Genomic DNA, 16,925 nt, shown 5'->3' on the forward strand with positions numbered 1-16,925 from the left:
AAAGCCAGCTAAGTTCAAAGCATACCTTTGGATTCCGGGTCTGATGATTAGCCGGTGGTGCCAATAGCACCAGCAATAGCATTGATCGTCAGCATCAACTCCATTTGCGTGTGCGCGGCCTGCTTAGCGCCCCTGGCTTTTTCCGCCCGCCAGCGCTCCAGTAAGGCAATCTGATGGCGGTGGAGTGGTTGAAGCACAACCGAGCGCATCTCATTAGAACTGGCACGGCGGGGGTGACGGGATTCGTAATCGCCACCCAGCAGTTGATCCAGTTGCTGCCGGACCAGCGACAGCTCCTCCCGGAACATTTTGAGGAAACGTTCGCGTATCGACTCATCCTCCACCAATGCCGCATAGGCTGCCATGATGCTTTCGTCCACTTCCCCAACGCTGTTGTCTACATTTTGCAGGACATATTTGAGGAAAGGTTCTTCCCCGCATTGTCCTTTTAATGCCGTGTAAGCTTCTGGTTTTTCCTTTTCCAGGGACTGCAGGGCAGTACCCAGCCCGTACCAGCTCGTCATATGGTAACGCGACTGCCCCCATGCAAACACCCAGGGGATGGCCCGCAAATCTGCCAGCGTGCTCGCCCCGGTCCGCTTAGCCGGACGGGAGCCGATTTTACTGGATTCGATGGCATCGATCGGAGTGGCCTGCCGGAAGAAAGGGATAAAACCATCGGTATGAAGCAAAGCCGCATAGTGCTCCCGGCTGTCCTGTGCCAGGCGCTCCAGGATGGCTTCCATTGGATGCCCCTCACAGGGTTCCTGCCGGTCCAGTACCGTACGGGCAAAGGTGCCGGCTACCAGTAACTCCAGGTTATAGGCGGCGTTGAGTTTGTAGGCATACTTCTGGGCAATGGTCTCTCCCTGTTCGGTAAGCCGTATGCGGCTGTTCAGCGTACCACAGGGTAAGGCATTAAGGAAAGCGGCGGTTGGACCTGACCCTCGGCTGATAGATCCGCCTTTGCCATGAAAAAACAGGACATCCACTCCCATTTCCGCTCCGGCACGGGAAAGCCGCTGCTGCGCTTTGTACAGGTACCACTGACTTGCCATAATCCCCCCGTCTTTATTGCTGTCGCTGTAGCCCACCATGACTTGCTGACGGGGTTTTTCCCAATGCCGGGTCTTCATGAGGTAACGCATAGAGCGGGTTGTGAAAGGGTGTTCCAGAAAATTGCGCAGGATTTCCGGTCCCCGCTCCAGGTCATCTACGGTTTCCAGCAGGGGCACTACCGGCACTGTACAAACCAGGCCTTCCTCCGTCATTTCCGTCAGCCCGGCTTCCCGGGCAAGCAAGTAGACCACCAGCAAATCAGAGACTGAACGGGTCATGCTGACAATAAATGACCCCAGGCAGTTGATGCCATATTTTTCGGTATGCGACTTTAGGGTACGATAACATTCCGCTACTGCACGGGCATTGTCTTCCAGTTCGGCATCAGGATGGGTAAAGGGCCGGGCGGACTCCAGTTCCCGGCTGAGGAACTCCAGGCGCTTTTGTTCTGACCAGCTGCCAAAATCCGTATCCGGGACTAATGCGGCTTTGAGGAACTGAGACACTGCGTGATCATGAAAAGCACTGTTCTGACGAATGTCTAATGCTGCCAGGTGAAAGCCAAGGGTTTCCACCACCCGCTTTACGACCACCACTTCCCGGTATGCGACTGTGGTGGCACCGTGGGCATCCAAAGCCCGCTGAAGCATCGTCAGGTCTTTCACCAGGTCTTCACTGTGAAAATAACAACCCGGGCGTTCGGACAGCTGAACGGCATGGCCCCGCTGCGTATCCACCGGCAGCTTCACCAGCATAAGGTTGGCCATTTGCCGAAAGGCCTCCCCCTTATTGCGGTCCAGGGCTTCCTCACCGGTTTTTTCCCCTAACTCTTCCACCATTTCCCGGATGCGCTCCTGTGCCTCGGGAATTAGCTCTTCGATCTGACAGGCAAAGCTCAAATGACGGACCAGGCGCGCCAGTTTGCGGCGTATGGCCACGAAGGCATTCAGGCGAAGGCGCAGCAAGGTGTGCTGCGTCACATCGGCAGTGACCAGAGGGTGCCCGTCGCGGTCACCGCCCACCCAGTCCCCAAAGGAGATTTTCGGGTAGGCGTGAGCCCGGGCTAGTGTGCCTGGGGCAATCCCGAAGGACTCGCCCGCCTTTTCCAGCCTGCGGTCCAGTATCTGAATCAAATCCGGGAAAACTTCCAACAGGTAGTGCATCACATTTCGGAGCTCGGAGGTCACATCCGGCTTTTCCAAATAAATTTCGCCTGTTTTCCAGAGTCGGTACAAGTTCTCTTTGATTTCCAGATTCAGCTCTTCCCGCTCCCGGGTGTTGTACATCTGGTTTTCGCGCTGTACCAGCAAGAGGTAAAGCTCCCGGTGGTGCTCCAATACAGTAGTCCGCTTCGCTTCTGTGGGGTGAGCGGTCAACACCGGCTCCACCGAAATTTGCCGTAAGGCTCTGAGGGCTTCCTCCTTTGAGACACCGGCCTCCTGCAGGCGGCGGAAAGCTTCCACCCAAAGCCCGGGCTCCGGATCTCCGGATTCGTCTTCCGCCCGGCGCCGGTGCTGAACAGCGGTATTGATCTCCGCCATGCTCATTAATTGAAAAACCAGGGAGTACAATTGCAGGTGACGGGTGGTCAGTTCATCCGGCACGCCCGCCTGACCAATCCACGGAATCTGCTCTGCGAGCTGGGCTTCCCCACTCTCCTTGAGCACATCCTGCAAAAGCTGCAATAAGTGCTGCAAGTCCTGATAGGTCTTTTTGAAATGCTGTTGGGCGTTAGCCAGGAGGGTCTCCATATTTTCGCTGTTTTGTTTGTTTTCTAGTTTTCCCAAATATCCTGATTCTTACTCTGAGATCAAAGAATTCCTACCACAATAGATAGACCAGCTATTCGGTTTTTACAACTGGTAAGCACAGCCGGGTCAATATAATGCCTATCTTTGAGCATCATTTCATCCCGAAAATTCAAAAATCTGATGAAACAGTTGTTTTATTTTCTAGCGGTTGCCGTAGCCGCCATGCTTACCTCTTGCTCCAGCAATGAAGAGGAACTCTGGATTGAAGCCGATGGCAGCGGGCGGTACGAATCCACCATGGACCTGAGCGGTATTTATCCTTTTATTCTCATGGGGCTCAACAGCGAGTCTGAAGAAGAAGGTGAAGAGGAAGACCCTTTTACAAAGATGATGGAAGGTCTATTGCAATCTGAGTCCGTTGATACGCTGATCCGTTTTTCAGACATGATTGCGCGGGAGCTCGAAAAGGAGGGGAAGGATTTGGACATGCTGATGGATAGCCTTCAGTCGATCAATGTAAAAGAGGCAGGCATCACGGAAGCGGAGAAAGAAGCGAACCTTAAGATGTTCCGGGAGATGACGAATATCCAACTACGTATGCAGGTCAAAAGATCAGAATCTCTATTCAAAATCACCACCATCAACACCTTTGACGATATTGCAGAATTTGAGCAGGGAGGCAACTTCATGGAAACTATGATGGGCATGCGCGATAATGCAGCTATGGGCGGACAAAGCGAAATGATTGAGGATGTACTGGGTGCCCAAACGCAATTCGCGCTGTCTGGCAAAACCCTGAACGTTTCCCGCCGCGGCCAGGACATGGGCGATATGAGCGATGAAGACAAGCAGCAAATGCAGATGGTGGAAGGCATGCTAGGTGATGAGCCTTACCGCCTGACGATCCACTTTCCCGGCAAGGTGAAGAAAAAGCTGAATTCTGAATACGCCACCCGCGTGGACAAGGAGACTGTAGTCATCGAGATTCCCCAGGAAGACCTCAAAAATCCGGATATGAAGCTGGACCTGGGCATTAAGTTCAAGGGGCTTAAGTAGGGACGCTAGCCCCGGTTTATCCGAAGCAACCTGTCCGCCCGGCTAATCGTCCGGGCGGGCAGGTTAATCTTATGTTATTTGACCACCACAAACGGTGCCACGTACTGCTGCCCTCCGTCCATGACGACCGCAAGATACCAGCCTCCGACAAGGGTACTGACATTTGCTTCCACAACGGCCTCGCTAACCTCCAGGCCCGTTGTCTTCAACAGCTTACCGGACTGATCGAATAACCGCAACTGCGCGGCCTGGCTGAGCGTGACGGGTGCTTCCAGCATCAAACGGCCATTACTTACCGGGTTACCAATAACGAGAAGTGATTGATTTGCGCTTACGGGTTGTGGTTTAACTGTAGTAAGGCTTTCCAGTTGTACGCGCTCTGCTATTGGGCGGTGACTGTGGGACAGCCAGAGCACACCATTAGCGTCCAGTCCGACTGCCGTAAGGCGAAGGTTGTCCATAGGGCTGTTTATCGAATTGTATAGTGCCCATTCGCCCTGCGTTTCCACAGCCACTTGTGCATCGTCCCATATGACTTTCCGGCCATCCTGTATTAAGAGTTCCCGGAAGAATCGGTTCTCTGAGGGGCCAAAAGGCAACTCGTATGGATACCAGGCGCCATCCTCCAGATACTGAAGGCTGTTGTAGCCCAGCGCCCAAAGCCGTCCGGTCGCCACGTCGTACTTCAGGTCACTGACCGGCACATCCTCATAGCCCTGATCGCCCTGTTCCAACAGGACCAGTTCGGAGCCATCCCAAAACGCGACATCAACTTCTCCGCCGCCTATCAGCGTGGCCCATATCCCGCCCGGCACTACAGCAATATCACTTATGTAGCGCTCTTCGAAGACCGGGTGCGCCTGTTGCTCCCACTCGCCCTCCGTAAAGCGGTACAAGCCATCTTCATAGGTCGTTATCCATACCTCCGGACCTGACAATCCTGGGTACAACTCCCAACCATAAACCTCAGGGAAGGGGCTGTCTGCCGGGTCATACACCGTCACCTCCGATCCGGACTGATGCACGACTGAAGGGCCAGCAGTGCACCAAAACGACCCATCAGTAGCGAAGGTGTATCGGCTGAAAGACAGGGGCGCTCCCTGCGCATCCCCGATGGTTAGCTCTGCTTCTGTTGCCATGTTCATGACGGAGCTGCTCTGGGCTTTGCCCCAGAGTTGGCCATTGAGCTCATTCCTAAACTGGAAAAGGGGGCCTGCAAATGGATAGTTGCTATAAGCAAGTGTGGTGCTTCCCTCCATTTGCAATTCTTCCCTGCTAATGGTAAGGAGCGCCCCATCCGGCATGTCAAACTGGCAAAGGACTCCTTCCCAGTCCGGGTAATCGCCTAGCTGCGACCAAGTCTCCCCATCCCATAAAAACTGTGCCCGATTGGGGGCTAATACCCGCAGTGCTCCCGGTTCAGGCTCCGTGATGGAAATGGAAGCCCCGAAGATATTGAGTTGAGGGACATGGGTGACATGGTTCCAGTTTTCACCATCGTATGCACCAACAACCCCCAGGTCCGTGAAGAACCAAAGCTGCCCGTCCTGTGCTTCATAAATAGCGCTGCCACCGTAGGCAAAGAAAGGTTCTTCAACCTCCTGCTCATCAGGGCTGAGCAGCACTAGTTCTTCGCCCTCCTTGCGGAACGCGCCATGACTGGCAATCAGCAAGTGGCCGTCCTGGGAAAAGTCCAGCCCCCAGACTGCACCGTAAAGCGGGCTATCTGTATTTTCCCAGCGTGACCAGGTACCGTTGTTGTAGCTCAGTAAGCCAATATTGGTTCCTACCCAAAGCACGCCAGCTTCATCAAAAGCCATGCAATACAAAAGCGGCACTTCCCCCTGACCGGTATTGAAACTTTCAGGATAGGGCAGGTGCTCCCAGGTGGTACTGCCCTGCGGACGGACCATGAGCGCCAGATCGTAGGTGCCTATGTAAAGGTCACTTGTCAGCGGGTGCTGTGCCACAGCTTCTATGGTATTGGAAACCAGGCCGGCGGTGACTTTATTATGAGTAGTTACAGAGGATGTCAACGGCTCGTACTCCAGCAGCCCCGCTGAGGTGGGGATCCATACACGGTCTTCAGTTGCCAAGGGGTGCCCTGCCCGTTCAGCCTGCAGGAAACTCTCCCATTGTACATCTTGCCCGTTTGCCGTGCAGGCCAGGACAAAAAGCATCAAAAAAGTCTTTAGATATTTCATGTGTTTTTCTTTTGATTCAAAAATGGCAGGAATTACCCGGAGCTGCAAACGGAAAGGGAGCCATAAATTAAAACTCTAATTCTCAGAAATTGATCAGAAATTCATTTATTGCAGGCGTTTTAAGTTCTTAAATTAAGACTTCAATGAAATCTATCCAGCCTGATCTCTACCAATTAGTACATGTGCTGACACCGGCGGAGCAACGTACTTTCCATCATTTAGCGCACCGGCATACCGATCAGCGCAAGATGGGGTACTATGAGCTCTTTGAGATTTTACGTAGGCAAGACCGGTTTGACGAAGCTGCTGCGCGTGAGGCTACTGGATTAGAGAAGCCGCACTTTGCAGTGATCAAGCGTCAGTTATACGAGCAGTTGATGCAAGCCCTTTCCTATCACCACCGGCAGGACCACGACCTGGAGAAGGGGCGCCGCCTGCTACAGCAAACCCGCATTCTGTTGGAAAAGGATCTGGTTGACCAAGCTGAAAAACGCCTGCGCAAAGCACGGAAGCTGATTGAAGGGCATCAGTTGACCGCCTTACAAACCGAATGCCTGCTGCTGCGCAAAGCCCTTTTGGAAAAGCGCCTAAACCAGCCTGGCGCACGGCAAACACTGAATGCACTCCAAAAGGACTGGACCATTGCCCTAACTGCGCTCGACCTGGCGGGAGAAGCAGCCATCGCAAGCCTTGAGGCAGCTCTGCAACATTTGCAGAAAATCCGTGCTCAGGGGAATCAGGAGGGGCACAGCCCGATCCCTATAATGGGGCGGCCCGCTTTCCGGGAAGCCCTACAGGCCCCTGAGTGGACCACTCAGCTTGATGCCCGGCGCGCACTTTCCACCTATCATTTTATGAATGCAGAGCCAGCCGCTGCCTTTGCCCAAAACCAGGCCCTGCTACAGCTTTTCCAGGAAGCGCCTTTTCTGAAAGAGCGCTACCCTGCCAGCTACCTGACGGTTCTCCAAAACTTGCTCATTGACCTTTTCCAGCTTCAGAATTGGGGCAAGCTGGAGGAAGGCCTCAGGCAGCTCCGCCAACTGCCCAAACAACACGCCTTTAAGCGGCTGCAAGGTATTACCCCGCGCATTGAAGAGCGCAGTACCTTGCTCGAAGCAAATATGCTGGTCGTCCGAAAAGCTTACGGCCGGGGCCGACAGTTGGCTGATGAATTGATGCCCAGGCTTGAGCACCATACCCTGCGCCTCTCCTACCCCAATCAGCAGTCGCTACTCTACCTGCTTGCCCTCTGCCAGTGGCTGGATGGTACGGCAGACGATGCCCAGTCTACGATCAACCTGTTCCTGGACCGGTACCGCAAAAAAACGCTCGAAGAACTCTACCACTTTGCCCGCCTGCTGCAGTTGATGATCCATTTCGACCTGGAGCACGTTGAGCTCCTCCCCTACCTTTTGCAATCTTTTCGCAGAAGCCATACCGGCTTTTACCCTGAAAGTACGGAGCTTTTCCTGCAGCATTTACAGCAGCTCCTAAATGCCACCAGATCCCGTGAGCACTTGAAAACGCTGACGGGTTGGCGGTCGGCCATACAAAATGCAGGCCTTGAAGAGCGGGAAAGCCGGTTTTATGAATATTTGGACCTTTTTTATTGGATGGATCATTACGCAAGATGAGGAAGTAAGCTTATAAATGATTTATTTTACGCAACAGGGCCTTATTCGGCAACTGCAAGACTGCAATACGACATGGGAGACTCTCCACCGATAACACTCTACGGCGTTCAAATTCTGGAGCCCGTCACCTCACTGACGGACTTTATCACTGCGCTCGTTTGTTTCTATGCCTTTTACCGGCTAAGCAAATTGGAGGGAAAAGGAAAGATGTACCAATATTTCCGGTACTATTTCCTTTGCACCGGTATTGCCACCACTTGTGCTGCCTTTATCGGTCATGCCTTTCTTTACCTGTTCAGCTTCGAGTGGAAGATGGTAGGCTGGGCATTTAGCGCCACCGGGATACTTTTGATGGAATGGGGCACGCTGTTCTTCGTCCGGAGGGAAATCCCTTCAAGGGTGTTTCAATGGACTTTCAGAGGCACTTTGGTTAAATACCTGGCGTTCTGGGCGCTTATCCTCACCACTCAGTCTTTTTTGGCTACCCAGGCACAGGCTGCCATTGGACTGGTAGGGATAGTGCTGCCCCTCCAAGTTTACCATTATCTGCGCACGCGGCACCCGGGCAGCAGAGCGATCATTATTGCCTTGCTATTTTCCTTACTGCCTGCTGTAACCTACAACACCAAATTATCTTTTCATACCTATTTCAACCATCACGACATCAGCCATCTGTTAATGGCCATTTGCCTATTTTTAATCTATCGGGGCGTGCATCAAATTCTTGATTTTAAACCCAATATGATCATAGGGGTAAGTCATTCCCAAGGTCATCTATAATTCGTACCGGAATTTAACCGGGAAAACTGTATTTTAAAGGGCTAAAAAGGCGCTTTCAAACCAATCGAAAAATGGAAAAACTAGGATTTATCGCTTTTCTCATCCCTTTGCTCTTCATAATGGTAGCGGTGGAATGGATACTTGCGCACCGGCAAGGCAAAGATTATTACAACCTCTCTGATGTAGTGGTCAACCTCTGCTGCGGGCTATTGGAGCGGCTCTTCGACTTCTTCTGGATCATTATTTCATTCTTTGTCTTCACCTTTGTTCATGATCATTTCGCGCTTTTTTCTATTCCCAACACAGCATTAACCTTTGTTTTACTGGTTTTTTGCGCCGATTTAGCGGGGTATTGGTTTCACCGGCTAAGCCATGAGATCAACTTCATGTGGGCGGCACATATCGTGCACCATCAAAGTGAAGAGCTCAACCTGACCACCGTATTTCGGGTTTCCGCCTTTGCGGTTATATTCCGCACCCCTTTCTGGTCCATAGTCCCGCTTATTGGTTTTGACCCGGCTGCGGTAACGGTTGCGATCGCCATTATAGGGTTCTACCAAATGTTGGTGCATACCCGACTGGTCAAAAACTGGGGCGTACTGGAAAAGTTCCTGGTTACGCCCTCCAACCACCGGGTCCACCATGCCTATAATGATGCCTACCTGGACACCAACTACGGCGGGATATTCATCATCTGGGACCGGATTTTTGGCACCTACCAACCAGAACAGGAGCCCGTCAAATTCGGAATAACCTCCGGCTTTCGTAGTACAGACCCTTTCAAGGCCCACCTTTTTTACTGGAAATACCTATTCCGGCTAGCCGCTAGAGCCCGAAAGTGGCAGGAGAAAATACGGGTATTCTTTGCCCACCCCAGATGGCTGCCGGAAGGGCTTCAATACGAAGCGCCCGAGTACGAGGTGGACGAGGAGGGCCAACGGGTAAAATTCAAGCCTGTGCTCCCGCTGCCTATTGGCATTTACGTTCTGGTCAATAGTGTGACAACTGCCTTTCTTTTTGTTTACATGATAAGCTTTAGGGAAAGCCTTGCGCCCTTCCAAATCGGCTTGATCACAGGCGTCATACTCCTTTCCATTCTCACGCACGGCAGGGTTCTCGAGCAAAAAAGGGGCTATATCCCATTAGAGTTTTTCCGCCACCTGGCACTGCTTGCTGTTTTGCCAGTTGTTGCCCAGGGCTTTCCTTACCTTCCGGCCCTGGGGGTAGTGGTGTTAGCCATTTGGTTTGCGCTTGTTTTGAGACGGATCAGAACGCTGTCGGCAGAAGTTACTGGGGCACCACGAAGGGAGCGGTAAACCGCTGCCCGCCATCCTCCACCACCGCTACATACCACCCGGCAGCTAAACCCTGAACCCGGGCGCGCAAAAATCCGCCCACTATGCTGGCCGGCTGTACGGGTACCAAACGCCCGGTAGCGTCAAAAACCTGCAAGCTGACATCCCTGCTGAATGCCTGTGGCCCTCGCAGTACGAGCTGTCCATTTTGCAGGGGATTGCCTACCACGGTGAGTTGATCCGGGTTAGTAATTGTCTCAGCTTCGGTCACCGGGAGGTCTAAACGCTGGAAATGATCAACGGATGCGGGACGATAAGCCCAATCATACCAATATGTTATCCAAATTCCTCCTGATGGGTCTATGCCAATATTTTCCGGATTATGGTTGTGCATAGGGCTGTTAGCATAATTATACTGCTCCCAGTTATCCTTGTATCGAATAAAAAGGCCATCATTAGTACCCAGGGCGATAAATTCAGAACCGAATGCAATGTCAAAAATCCGAACATACTGACCTCCATTTATTAGCGAAAGGTCATATTCCTGCCAATTTTCTCCATCAAAGTAGTGCAAAGAACGAGAGGCGACACCCCACAAACGCTCTCTGTATGGATCGTATACAAGCCTGAAAATACCAGTATTTGCCTGCAGAGGGCTCATGTTCAAACTTAGGTTTCCGGGTTCCCATATTGCAGACACGTTAGCACCTGATCCAGCATCCACCAAAAACCATAGTCCGAAAGGCGTTTCTGCCAATCCATTGTATTTATAGTCCGGCAATATCCGGTCAGGATGATGCTGCCAATCCAATCCGTCAAAGATATAAGCTCCTTTTTCCTGCCCCTGGAATACCCCAATTCTACCCTGAGGCAGGGTGTGGAGATGCCCCCACTGCTGGCTGGCACCAGGAAGGATGCTATTGGTAGAATCGAAACGTGTCCATTCCTGCTGCTGGTAACGGTATATAACTTTGTCATGAAGTACCCATAAACTGCCGTCATCGGTAAATTTTGCTGTTCCACGCCCCATTGATCCTCTCAGGTAAACACCCTCCGGATAGGGAATAATTTCAGCAGTTACCGGATTGTAGAGCTTTTCAAGGTCGTACATCCAAAGATGCCCATCCTTACTATTGATAAAACCTTCTACATAGTTCCTAAACAGATATTTCAGACAGCGTAGGGAGTCTCCACTCTCCCAAATCAGGTATGGATTGGCAAGCGCCACACGTTCACCTGACGAAAGGATAATGCCTGTTTCTGGCTGATTGGTGAAAACAGGCTCAGGTTTAGGCTTCCAGCTTTCTTCACTCCATTCGTACCAAGCCTCACCGTGAGCGACAAACTCTATTTCGCCTTCCGGCATTTCAAAAAAGGAAACCATCGAACCCAAAGGTTCAGTATTGTAAGCCATCACCGGGCCCCACTCGCCATCTTTATAAGTTACTATTTTGCCTCTGTCAGGTATCGCACACCAAAGCGTTCCGTCATCATCGATGAAAATTGATTTCTGATTGTGCTCAAACACCATAACGCCTGTACTGTCTCTGGGCCCTCCAAGGTAATCACATTCACCATCAGCAATTTTGTAAAGCCCTTTTCCCATCAGATATACCTCACCGGAATCTGTTATTTCAACATCATAAACTTTCCCGGAATAATGACAGGCTGAATGATCAGGATCCCAAACGCCATTCTTCAGATACTGCATCCCCCATTGGGTTCCCACCCATAGCCCACCCGAAGCATCCATGGTGAGTGCATAAATGTCTAAATCATTTGATGGGGAATTAGGCAGGGGAATATTTTCCCACATTGATGTTCCAGCCCTTCGTACATCTAGCCCACCGTACCGACCTGCAGCGTAGATATCCCCTGTCTGTGGATGAATAGCAGCAGAGGATATGTAGGAACTGCTTAGCCCATCCACCTCAGACCAACGCCGATGAGCGCCCGTCTCCAGGTTTACCTCTATCAGGCCTCCATCTGACGGGATGAAAAGTTGCGTCTCGTATTCCACTATTTCCCCAAACCAAGTTGGATTGATATAGTTGGTCCAATAACCCTCCTGTGCCTCAAGCAGCCCGCTCAAGCTCAGCAGCCCCAAAAACACGATACTCTTTTTCATACATCAGCAGATTCCTTTTCACGACAAATTTTCTGAAAAACGCAAAATCACCCTCTCCCAAAAGTAAAAATAATTGAGGACACAAGCCTTTAGGTTTTTTGAAACCTCATGCTGAATGGTCGAATGCGCCCTCTGAGTAGTTGAAGTACTACTTAAAGCCCACTGATTTAAACATGCTCCATTCCCTGGAACCACACCTGAGTTATTCAGATTCCATCCTGCGAACCCCAGGTATTTGGTTTCCCCAACGGAATTATAACACCGAACCACCTTGATTTCCTGCTCCAAACAGCTCAAATTCCGCACATTTGTTCTCATCTTTACGTTTTTCAGATATGAAACGGCGTGACGGCGGGCAGGGCTTGCCGTCTCAAACCTGAATTGAAAACCACTATGGCCAGAAACAACGATTATCCTTCTTCAGGCAGTCGGTCACGCAATATGCTCCGTGCGCTATTGGTGATTCTTATTGTGTGTATTGTTGGCGTACTGCTGTTCCGCAAATTTGTGGCACCGCCCGGCTATACGAGCGTACCCAAAGAATACCAGGTCAACTACGTGCCTTCTGATTTCCGAATGCCCATTGATGAAGAGCGGGCGCTGTCCGTCCTTTCCGACCCGAACAACAACCGCCGGGGTTTCGATGAACTGGTGTATGACGTCAATATGAGCATCCTGCAGCACGTAGGCCGGCGCATGAACCTGAACGACGAGGACCTCAGCCGCCTGCAGGACGAATACGAAAAACACCACCCCTATTTGAGAGGGCTTTATTTTAATGATTTCATCCAGCTCCGGGATACCACCAGCCAGCTGTACGAGACCTGGTATGAGAATGAAGGCGGCAGTGCCATCGAAGCCCTCCGGGAAGTCGCCGGCAAATACACCTGCTTCCTCGTTACCCAGGTCATCACCACCCTGGTACCGGTAAAAGGGCAAAGCATTTATGCCAAAGGCCAGGAAGTCAATACGCCCTGTGGCGTAGCCATGCAGGAAGCCCTCAATCCCATGCTCAAACGGCTGGAAGAAAGGGCTGCTGTACAAGACTTCAGCCGCTCCAGAGGGCTGTTGCAGGAAAAAGTGGAACGGGTCATTGCCGAACTCGCCACCATGGAAGTCCGCGACAAAAAAGGGCTTAACAAGAATCTGCAGACTCGTTTTCTGGGGTTCTCGGTCTCCTCTTCTGACATTGAGGTGTCAGCCATCAGTATACTTAAGGTTGGCTTTAGGCTCAATGAGTATTTTGACATAGGACTCAATGCCAAACAGGGGCTCGTCACCATTACGCTGCCTGAGCCAGTCATCCTTTCTCACGAGGTTTTCCCTAAAATTGACAAGCTTGATATTGGGTGGATGCGGGAAGTTCAAAGCGTGGACCTCAACAAAAACTTCGATGTGCTGCGCCGGGAGTTTCGCCGGGAAGCCCTGGAAAGCGACATCATGGACGATGCCAAGTCTCAGGCCATCGACCTAATGAATACGATGTTTGACCCCGTCATAAAGGGTATCAACAGCCGGTACAACCTCCGTGTGCGCTTCAAGGAAGTCGAATCTGCCTACCCCGAACCGGAAACCGATTACGCTGCCGACAACCAATACCAGGACTAATGCCAACGCTTGACGCCAACTACTGGGAGGGCCGATACCACGACCACAATACGCCCTGGGACATTGGCTACCCTTCGCCCCCGCTCGTTCGTTACCTTCAGCAGCACACGGAACCAACTGACCGCATTCTGATCCCTGGTGCCGGCCATGCCTACGAAGCGGTATGGCTGTATCAACAGGGATATCGTAATGTCTTCGTGTGCGACTGGGCGCCCTCAGCCTTTGAAATCCTGGAAGCGAAAGCGCCAGACTTCCCCAAAGCGCAATTACTCCTTGAAGATTTTTTTGCGCTGGACCTTGAAGTGGACCTGATTCTTGAGCAGACCTTCTTTTGCGCTATTGATCCGGGCAGGCGGGAGGACTATGCCCGGCAGGCCCACAAGTTGCTTAGACCAGGCGGAAAACTTGCCGGGCTGCTTTTTACCCACCCACTGGAACGGGGCGGCCCGCCCTTTGGAGGCCGGGAAGAAAACTACCGCTCTTTGTTTAAAAAGTATTTTGATGTACTACAGCTTGCACCCTCAACGGAGAGCATTAAGCCCAGAGCTGGCCATGAGGTCTTCCTTGAGGTGCAACGCCGGGATGAAGCGCGCTAAAACAAACTTATTCTCAACGCACTAATCTGAACTAAGTCTAAATAAATTTGTTCTGTTCACGCTTACACCCTAATTTAGCGCAAAGACAGGACAAACAAGAGCATGAACGCTATTTCCATTGTAATCGCTGACGCACAGCACCTTATCCGGGCAGGTCTCCGCCATCTTGTATCACAGGATGACCGCTTTCAGGTTGTCGGGGAAGCGAGCAATGAGGAGGACCTGCGCCAAAAACTCTCCGCGCTTCAACCCGATGTCGTTATTCTGGACTACGATCAGGATGGGTCTTTTTCTATATCCACCATCAACCGCCTTAAGGAGCACCATCCAAACGTGCGCATCATGGTCATGAGCGATGATGATGAAAAGGAACGAATTTACAAGGTCCTTCAGCTCGGCGTCAATGGGTTTCTTACCAAAGGCTGTGGCGAGGAGGAGGTCTTTGACGCCATAAAAGCCACGGCAAAAGGAGAAAAGTTATTTTGCACCCGTGTGCTCGACTATCTTTTAGAAAAGAGCTTCCCAGAACAGCAACAAAAACCCGCTGAGCGGGAATCGGTCAGCTGCGGCCCGACTCCATTAAGCCCGCGCGAAATAGAGATTGTCCGGCTTATCGCCCGTGGGCTGATTGCCAAGGAAATAGCGAGCGAGCTCAACCTCAGCACCCACACCATTTATACTCACCGAAAGAACATCATGAAGAAGCTCAACCTCAGCAGTGCTTCAGAACTGATCCTCTATGCGGTTGATATCGGAATTGTAGACGGCCGGCAAATCCCCTCCTAGCACAACGGACGAGCCAAAACGCTATTCACCCATCGAATAGCCCTTTCCTCATAATATTCCGGACAAAAACACCGTTAAACACTGGGAAACAAATTGGTACAAAAACCGGAAACTTGCAATTGTTGCCGATTTCACTTACATTGAGTGCGTAAATTGACCGGTCTGCGGCCAAACAAAAAATTGGGCCGCGCGGTGAGCCAAATTCAATCATATGAGAACCACTATCCTTACGCTGTTCGCTGTGTTGGCGATCAATGCTGCTGTCTCTGCTGCTAATCTTTACATTTTGTATGATGATGCCTGCATGGACCGGCTGGAATACGCTTACCAGAATGCAGGTGATCAGTCACCTTATATTATGTATCAGGTGAGTACAATGCCCGGAGAGAAAATCATCCTGGAGGTAGGAGCAGAAAGCCAAACGCCACAAGACTTTATGCCGGCGCAGTTCATCCGCTGCAACAACGCGGTGTTTGACGAACAGCTGGTCAATGCCATCAACAGCAATATTGATGAAGTGCATATGGTGGTACGCAAAGGCAGCCGCTACTTCATTTCACCGATCAACTTCGCTGCACGCCTGTTGATCAACGATAACGTGATCCTTTATGACTCGCCAAAGTACCGCTTCCAGTTTGACCGCAAAATGGGCACAATCGGTGAGAACATTGCTTATAACAATCCCAGAGCAGAGGTCTTTTTTGAAGGCAAACTGGAAAATGAATGTTCCGGGGCTTACCTTTTCCACCAGTATGCAGAATTTGACGGCAACCCACATGCGGACATTGTACTGGTACCGGAAGTAGGCATTGTGGAAGAGCGCAGCGGCATCAATGCCGAGGACGCCCTGAATAATACCCTGCGCCTGGAGAAAGTGAATGGCAGAAAACTGGAGCGCCACCTTCGCCGCGTTTGCGATGGCGATTACACGGAGGATGAAGCGGCTCCTGCCGAAGAGGCGTTCGCTGCCCGTGCTGCACAGGGAGATGTGACGGCAAAAGGCGGAACACCGGACTCTTATGGCGCTGAAGCCTACACCCGCCCCCGGGACCCGCTTGCGAACGTTGATACGACGCCTAAGGCGGTAGTTCAAAAGCCCCAAGCCCACAAAGTCAAAAAAGGTGAAACACTCTACCGTATTGCCAAAAATTACGGCGTGACGGTCGACCAGGTCAAAGCTTGGAACAACAAATCCAACAACACCATTTACCCAGGCGAAACACTACAGGTAGCAGCCAGTACAGTTGCTACTGCACAATCGGAAGCCTTAACAGCAAAGGGCGGGCAGGCACAATCACGCCCCACAGCCCGCTACAGTGCAAATCAGCCTGCTGCCAGCAACACGGCTGACAAATTTCACATTGTCCGGGCAGGTGAAACCGTTGCTTCCCTTGCACTCCGCTATGGCTATACCGAATCCCGGTTCCGTCAAATGAACGGGCTGAACCCGAATGAAATGGTGAAAGTCGGGCAGCAAATCAAAATTGACCATTGCAACTGCCCGGATGACGCCCCGTCGGCTTACCAGCAGGCACAACCCCGCATCAATGCGATGGCTGCTCCAACGCCATCCAACAATAACTGGCAGTCAAAAGGCACACTGCCTCAATCCTACAATACCGTGGCTCCTAGGGAACCACAAACCGGCAGCACAGCAAGCGAAACGTTTTCAAATGATCAATTGGGTAGCCGAAGCTCGGAAGAAGAACTACGCAATACGCCGTATTTTCTCAACCGCTCTTCCGTACAAAGTCCGCCACCGGCTTCTTACAGCCGCGAGCAGCCGCCTGCCTACAACAACCCCGACTATACCGCCAAGGGCGGAAATACACCACAGAGCTATGACGCCTACGTGCCTCAACAACAGCAAAACCAGGTGCGTACAGTCTATATTGTAAAGGAAGGAGACTCCCTGTTCAATATAGCCCGCACCTACGGCACTACCGTACAGCGCCTTCGGGAAATCAATAATCTGGAAAAAAACGAAGTCCTCGTCCCTTATCAGCGGATTTATTTGAACTAAAATAA

11 protein-coding genes are annotated in these 16,925 nt (G+C 51.5%); 8 read left to right on the top strand and 3 right to left on the bottom strand.

All coding sequences use genetic code 11. The features are described from left to right. Positions 1 to 47: 47 nt before the first annotated feature. Positions 48 to 2,810, bottom strand: coding sequence for a phosphoenolpyruvate carboxylase (locus MRY86_RS14030; RefSeq protein ID WP_293567059.1), 2,763 nt, complete (start codon positions 2,808 to 2,810; stop codon positions 48 to 50). Positions 2,811 to 2,990: 180 nt separating this feature from the next. Here MRY86_RS14030 and MRY86_RS14035 point away from each other — a divergent pair, with 180 nt between their 5' ends. Continuing rightward, positions 2,991 to 3,866, top strand: coding sequence for a hypothetical protein (locus MRY86_RS14035; protein ID WP_293567058.1), 876 nt, complete (start codon positions 2,991 to 2,993; stop codon positions 3,864 to 3,866). Positions 3,867 to 3,940: 74 nt separating this feature from the next. On the opposite strand, the gene MRY86_RS14040 is transcribed toward MRY86_RS14035, so the two are convergent. Then, the gene (locus MRY86_RS14040) at positions 3,941 to 6,070 is read right to left on the bottom strand and encodes a hypothetical protein (protein ID WP_293567057.1); all 2,130 of its coding nucleotides are present in this window, start codon (positions 6,068 to 6,070) and stop codon (positions 3,941 to 3,943) included. Positions 6,071 to 6,213: 143 nt separating this feature from the next. On the opposite strand from MRY86_RS14040, the gene MRY86_RS14045 reads away from it, so the two are divergent. From MRY86_RS14045 to MRY86_RS14055, 3 genes are all read left to right on the top strand, one after another. Further along, a complete protein-coding gene (locus MRY86_RS14045) occupies positions 6,214 to 7,704 on the top strand; it encodes a hypothetical protein (protein WP_293567056.1) in 1,491 nt (496 codons plus the stop codon). Between the two features lie 72 nt (positions 7,705 to 7,776). Further along, positions 7,777 to 8,484: a hypothetical protein gene (locus MRY86_RS14050; protein WP_293567055.1), complete on the top strand. Its 708-nt coding sequence runs from the start codon at positions 7,777 to 7,779 to the stop codon at positions 8,482 to 8,484. A gap of 71 nt (positions 8,485 to 8,555) precedes the next feature. Next, a complete protein-coding gene (locus tag MRY86_RS14055; protein WP_293567054.1) occupies positions 8,556 to 9,800 on the top strand; it encodes a sterol desaturase family protein in 1,245 nt (414 codons plus the stop codon). On the opposite strand, the gene MRY86_RS14060 is transcribed toward MRY86_RS14055, so the two are convergent. Further along, entirely contained in the window at positions 9,772 to 11,907 is a 2,136-nt protein-coding gene (locus MRY86_RS14060; protein ID WP_293571566.1) for a T9SS type A sorting domain-containing protein, read from the bottom strand. The two genes, MRY86_RS14055 and MRY86_RS14060, sit on opposite strands and share 29 nt — an antisense overlap. 393 nt (positions 11,908 to 12,300) lie before the next feature. Here MRY86_RS14060 and MRY86_RS14065 point away from each other — a divergent pair, with 393 nt between their 5' ends. From MRY86_RS14065 to MRY86_RS14080, 4 genes are all read left to right on the top strand, one after another. Further along, entirely contained in the window at positions 12,301 to 13,515 is a 1,215-nt protein-coding gene (locus MRY86_RS14065; RefSeq protein ID WP_293567052.1) for a DUF4230 domain-containing protein, read from the top strand. Continuing rightward, positions 13,515 to 14,111 carry a methyltransferase domain-containing protein gene (locus MRY86_RS14070; protein WP_293567051.1) on the top strand — a complete coding sequence of 199 codons (597 nt, stop codon included), beginning with the start codon at positions 13,515 to 13,517 and terminating at the stop codon, positions 14,109 to 14,111. The genes MRY86_RS14065 and MRY86_RS14070 overlap by 1 nt, the downstream gene beginning before the upstream one ends. Positions 14,112 to 14,213: 102 nt before the next feature. Beyond that, positions 14,214 to 14,897, top strand: coding sequence for a response regulator transcription factor (locus MRY86_RS14075; protein WP_293567050.1), 684 nt, complete (start codon positions 14,214 to 14,216; stop codon positions 14,895 to 14,897). A 211-nt stretch (positions 14,898 to 15,108) separates the two neighbouring features. Next, positions 15,109 to 16,920 carry a LysM peptidoglycan-binding domain-containing protein gene (locus MRY86_RS14080; protein ID WP_293567049.1) on the top strand — a complete coding sequence of 604 codons (1,812 nt, stop codon included), beginning with the start codon at positions 15,109 to 15,111 and terminating at the stop codon, positions 16,918 to 16,920. The last annotated feature ends 5 nt before the right edge of the window (positions 16,921 to 16,925 follow it).

Origin of the sequence: Phaeodactylibacter sp. (genome assembly GCF_022763345.1) — a bacterium.
Taxonomy (GTDB): domain Bacteria; phylum Bacteroidota; class Bacteroidia; order Chitinophagales; family Saprospiraceae; genus Phaeodactylibacter.

What these genes read in the sequence shown, in the direction of transcription:
- MRY86_RS14030 (WP_293567059.1), bottom strand. Translation starts at nt 2,810, where the DNA reads ATGGAGACCCTCCTGGCTAACGCCCAACAGCATTTCAAAAAGACCTAT.
- MRY86_RS14065 (WP_293567052.1), top strand. Translation starts at nt 12,301, where the DNA reads ATGGCCAGAAACAACGATTATCCTTCTTCAGGCAGTCGGTCACGCAAT.
- MRY86_RS14055 (WP_293567054.1), top strand. Translation starts at nt 8,556, where the DNA reads ATGGAAAAACTAGGATTTATCGCTTTTCTCATCCCTTTGCTCTTCATA.
- MRY86_RS14060 (WP_293571566.1), bottom strand. Translation starts at nt 11,907, where the DNA reads ATGAAAAAGAGTATCGTGTTTTTGGGGCTGCTGAGCTTGAGCGGGCTG.
- MRY86_RS14040 (WP_293567057.1), bottom strand. Translation starts at nt 6,070, where the DNA reads ATGAAATATCTAAAGACTTTTTTGATGCTTTTTGTCCTGGCCTGCACG.
- MRY86_RS14050 (WP_293567055.1), top strand. Translation starts at nt 7,777, where the DNA reads ATGGGAGACTCTCCACCGATAACACTCTACGGCGTTCAAATTCTGGAG.
- MRY86_RS14045 (WP_293567056.1), top strand. Translation starts at nt 6,214, where the DNA reads ATGAAATCTATCCAGCCTGATCTCTACCAATTAGTACATGTGCTGACA.
- MRY86_RS14070 (WP_293567051.1), top strand. Translation starts at nt 13,515, where the DNA reads ATGCCAACGCTTGACGCCAACTACTGGGAGGGCCGATACCACGACCAC.
- MRY86_RS14075 (WP_293567050.1), top strand. Translation starts at nt 14,214, where the DNA reads ATGAACGCTATTTCCATTGTAATCGCTGACGCACAGCACCTTATCCGG.
- MRY86_RS14080 (WP_293567049.1), top strand. Translation starts at nt 15,109, where the DNA reads ATGAGAACCACTATCCTTACGCTGTTCGCTGTGTTGGCGATCAATGCT.
- MRY86_RS14035 (WP_293567058.1), top strand. Translation starts at nt 2,991, where the DNA reads ATGAAACAGTTGTTTTATTTTCTAGCGGTTGCCGTAGCCGCCATGCTT.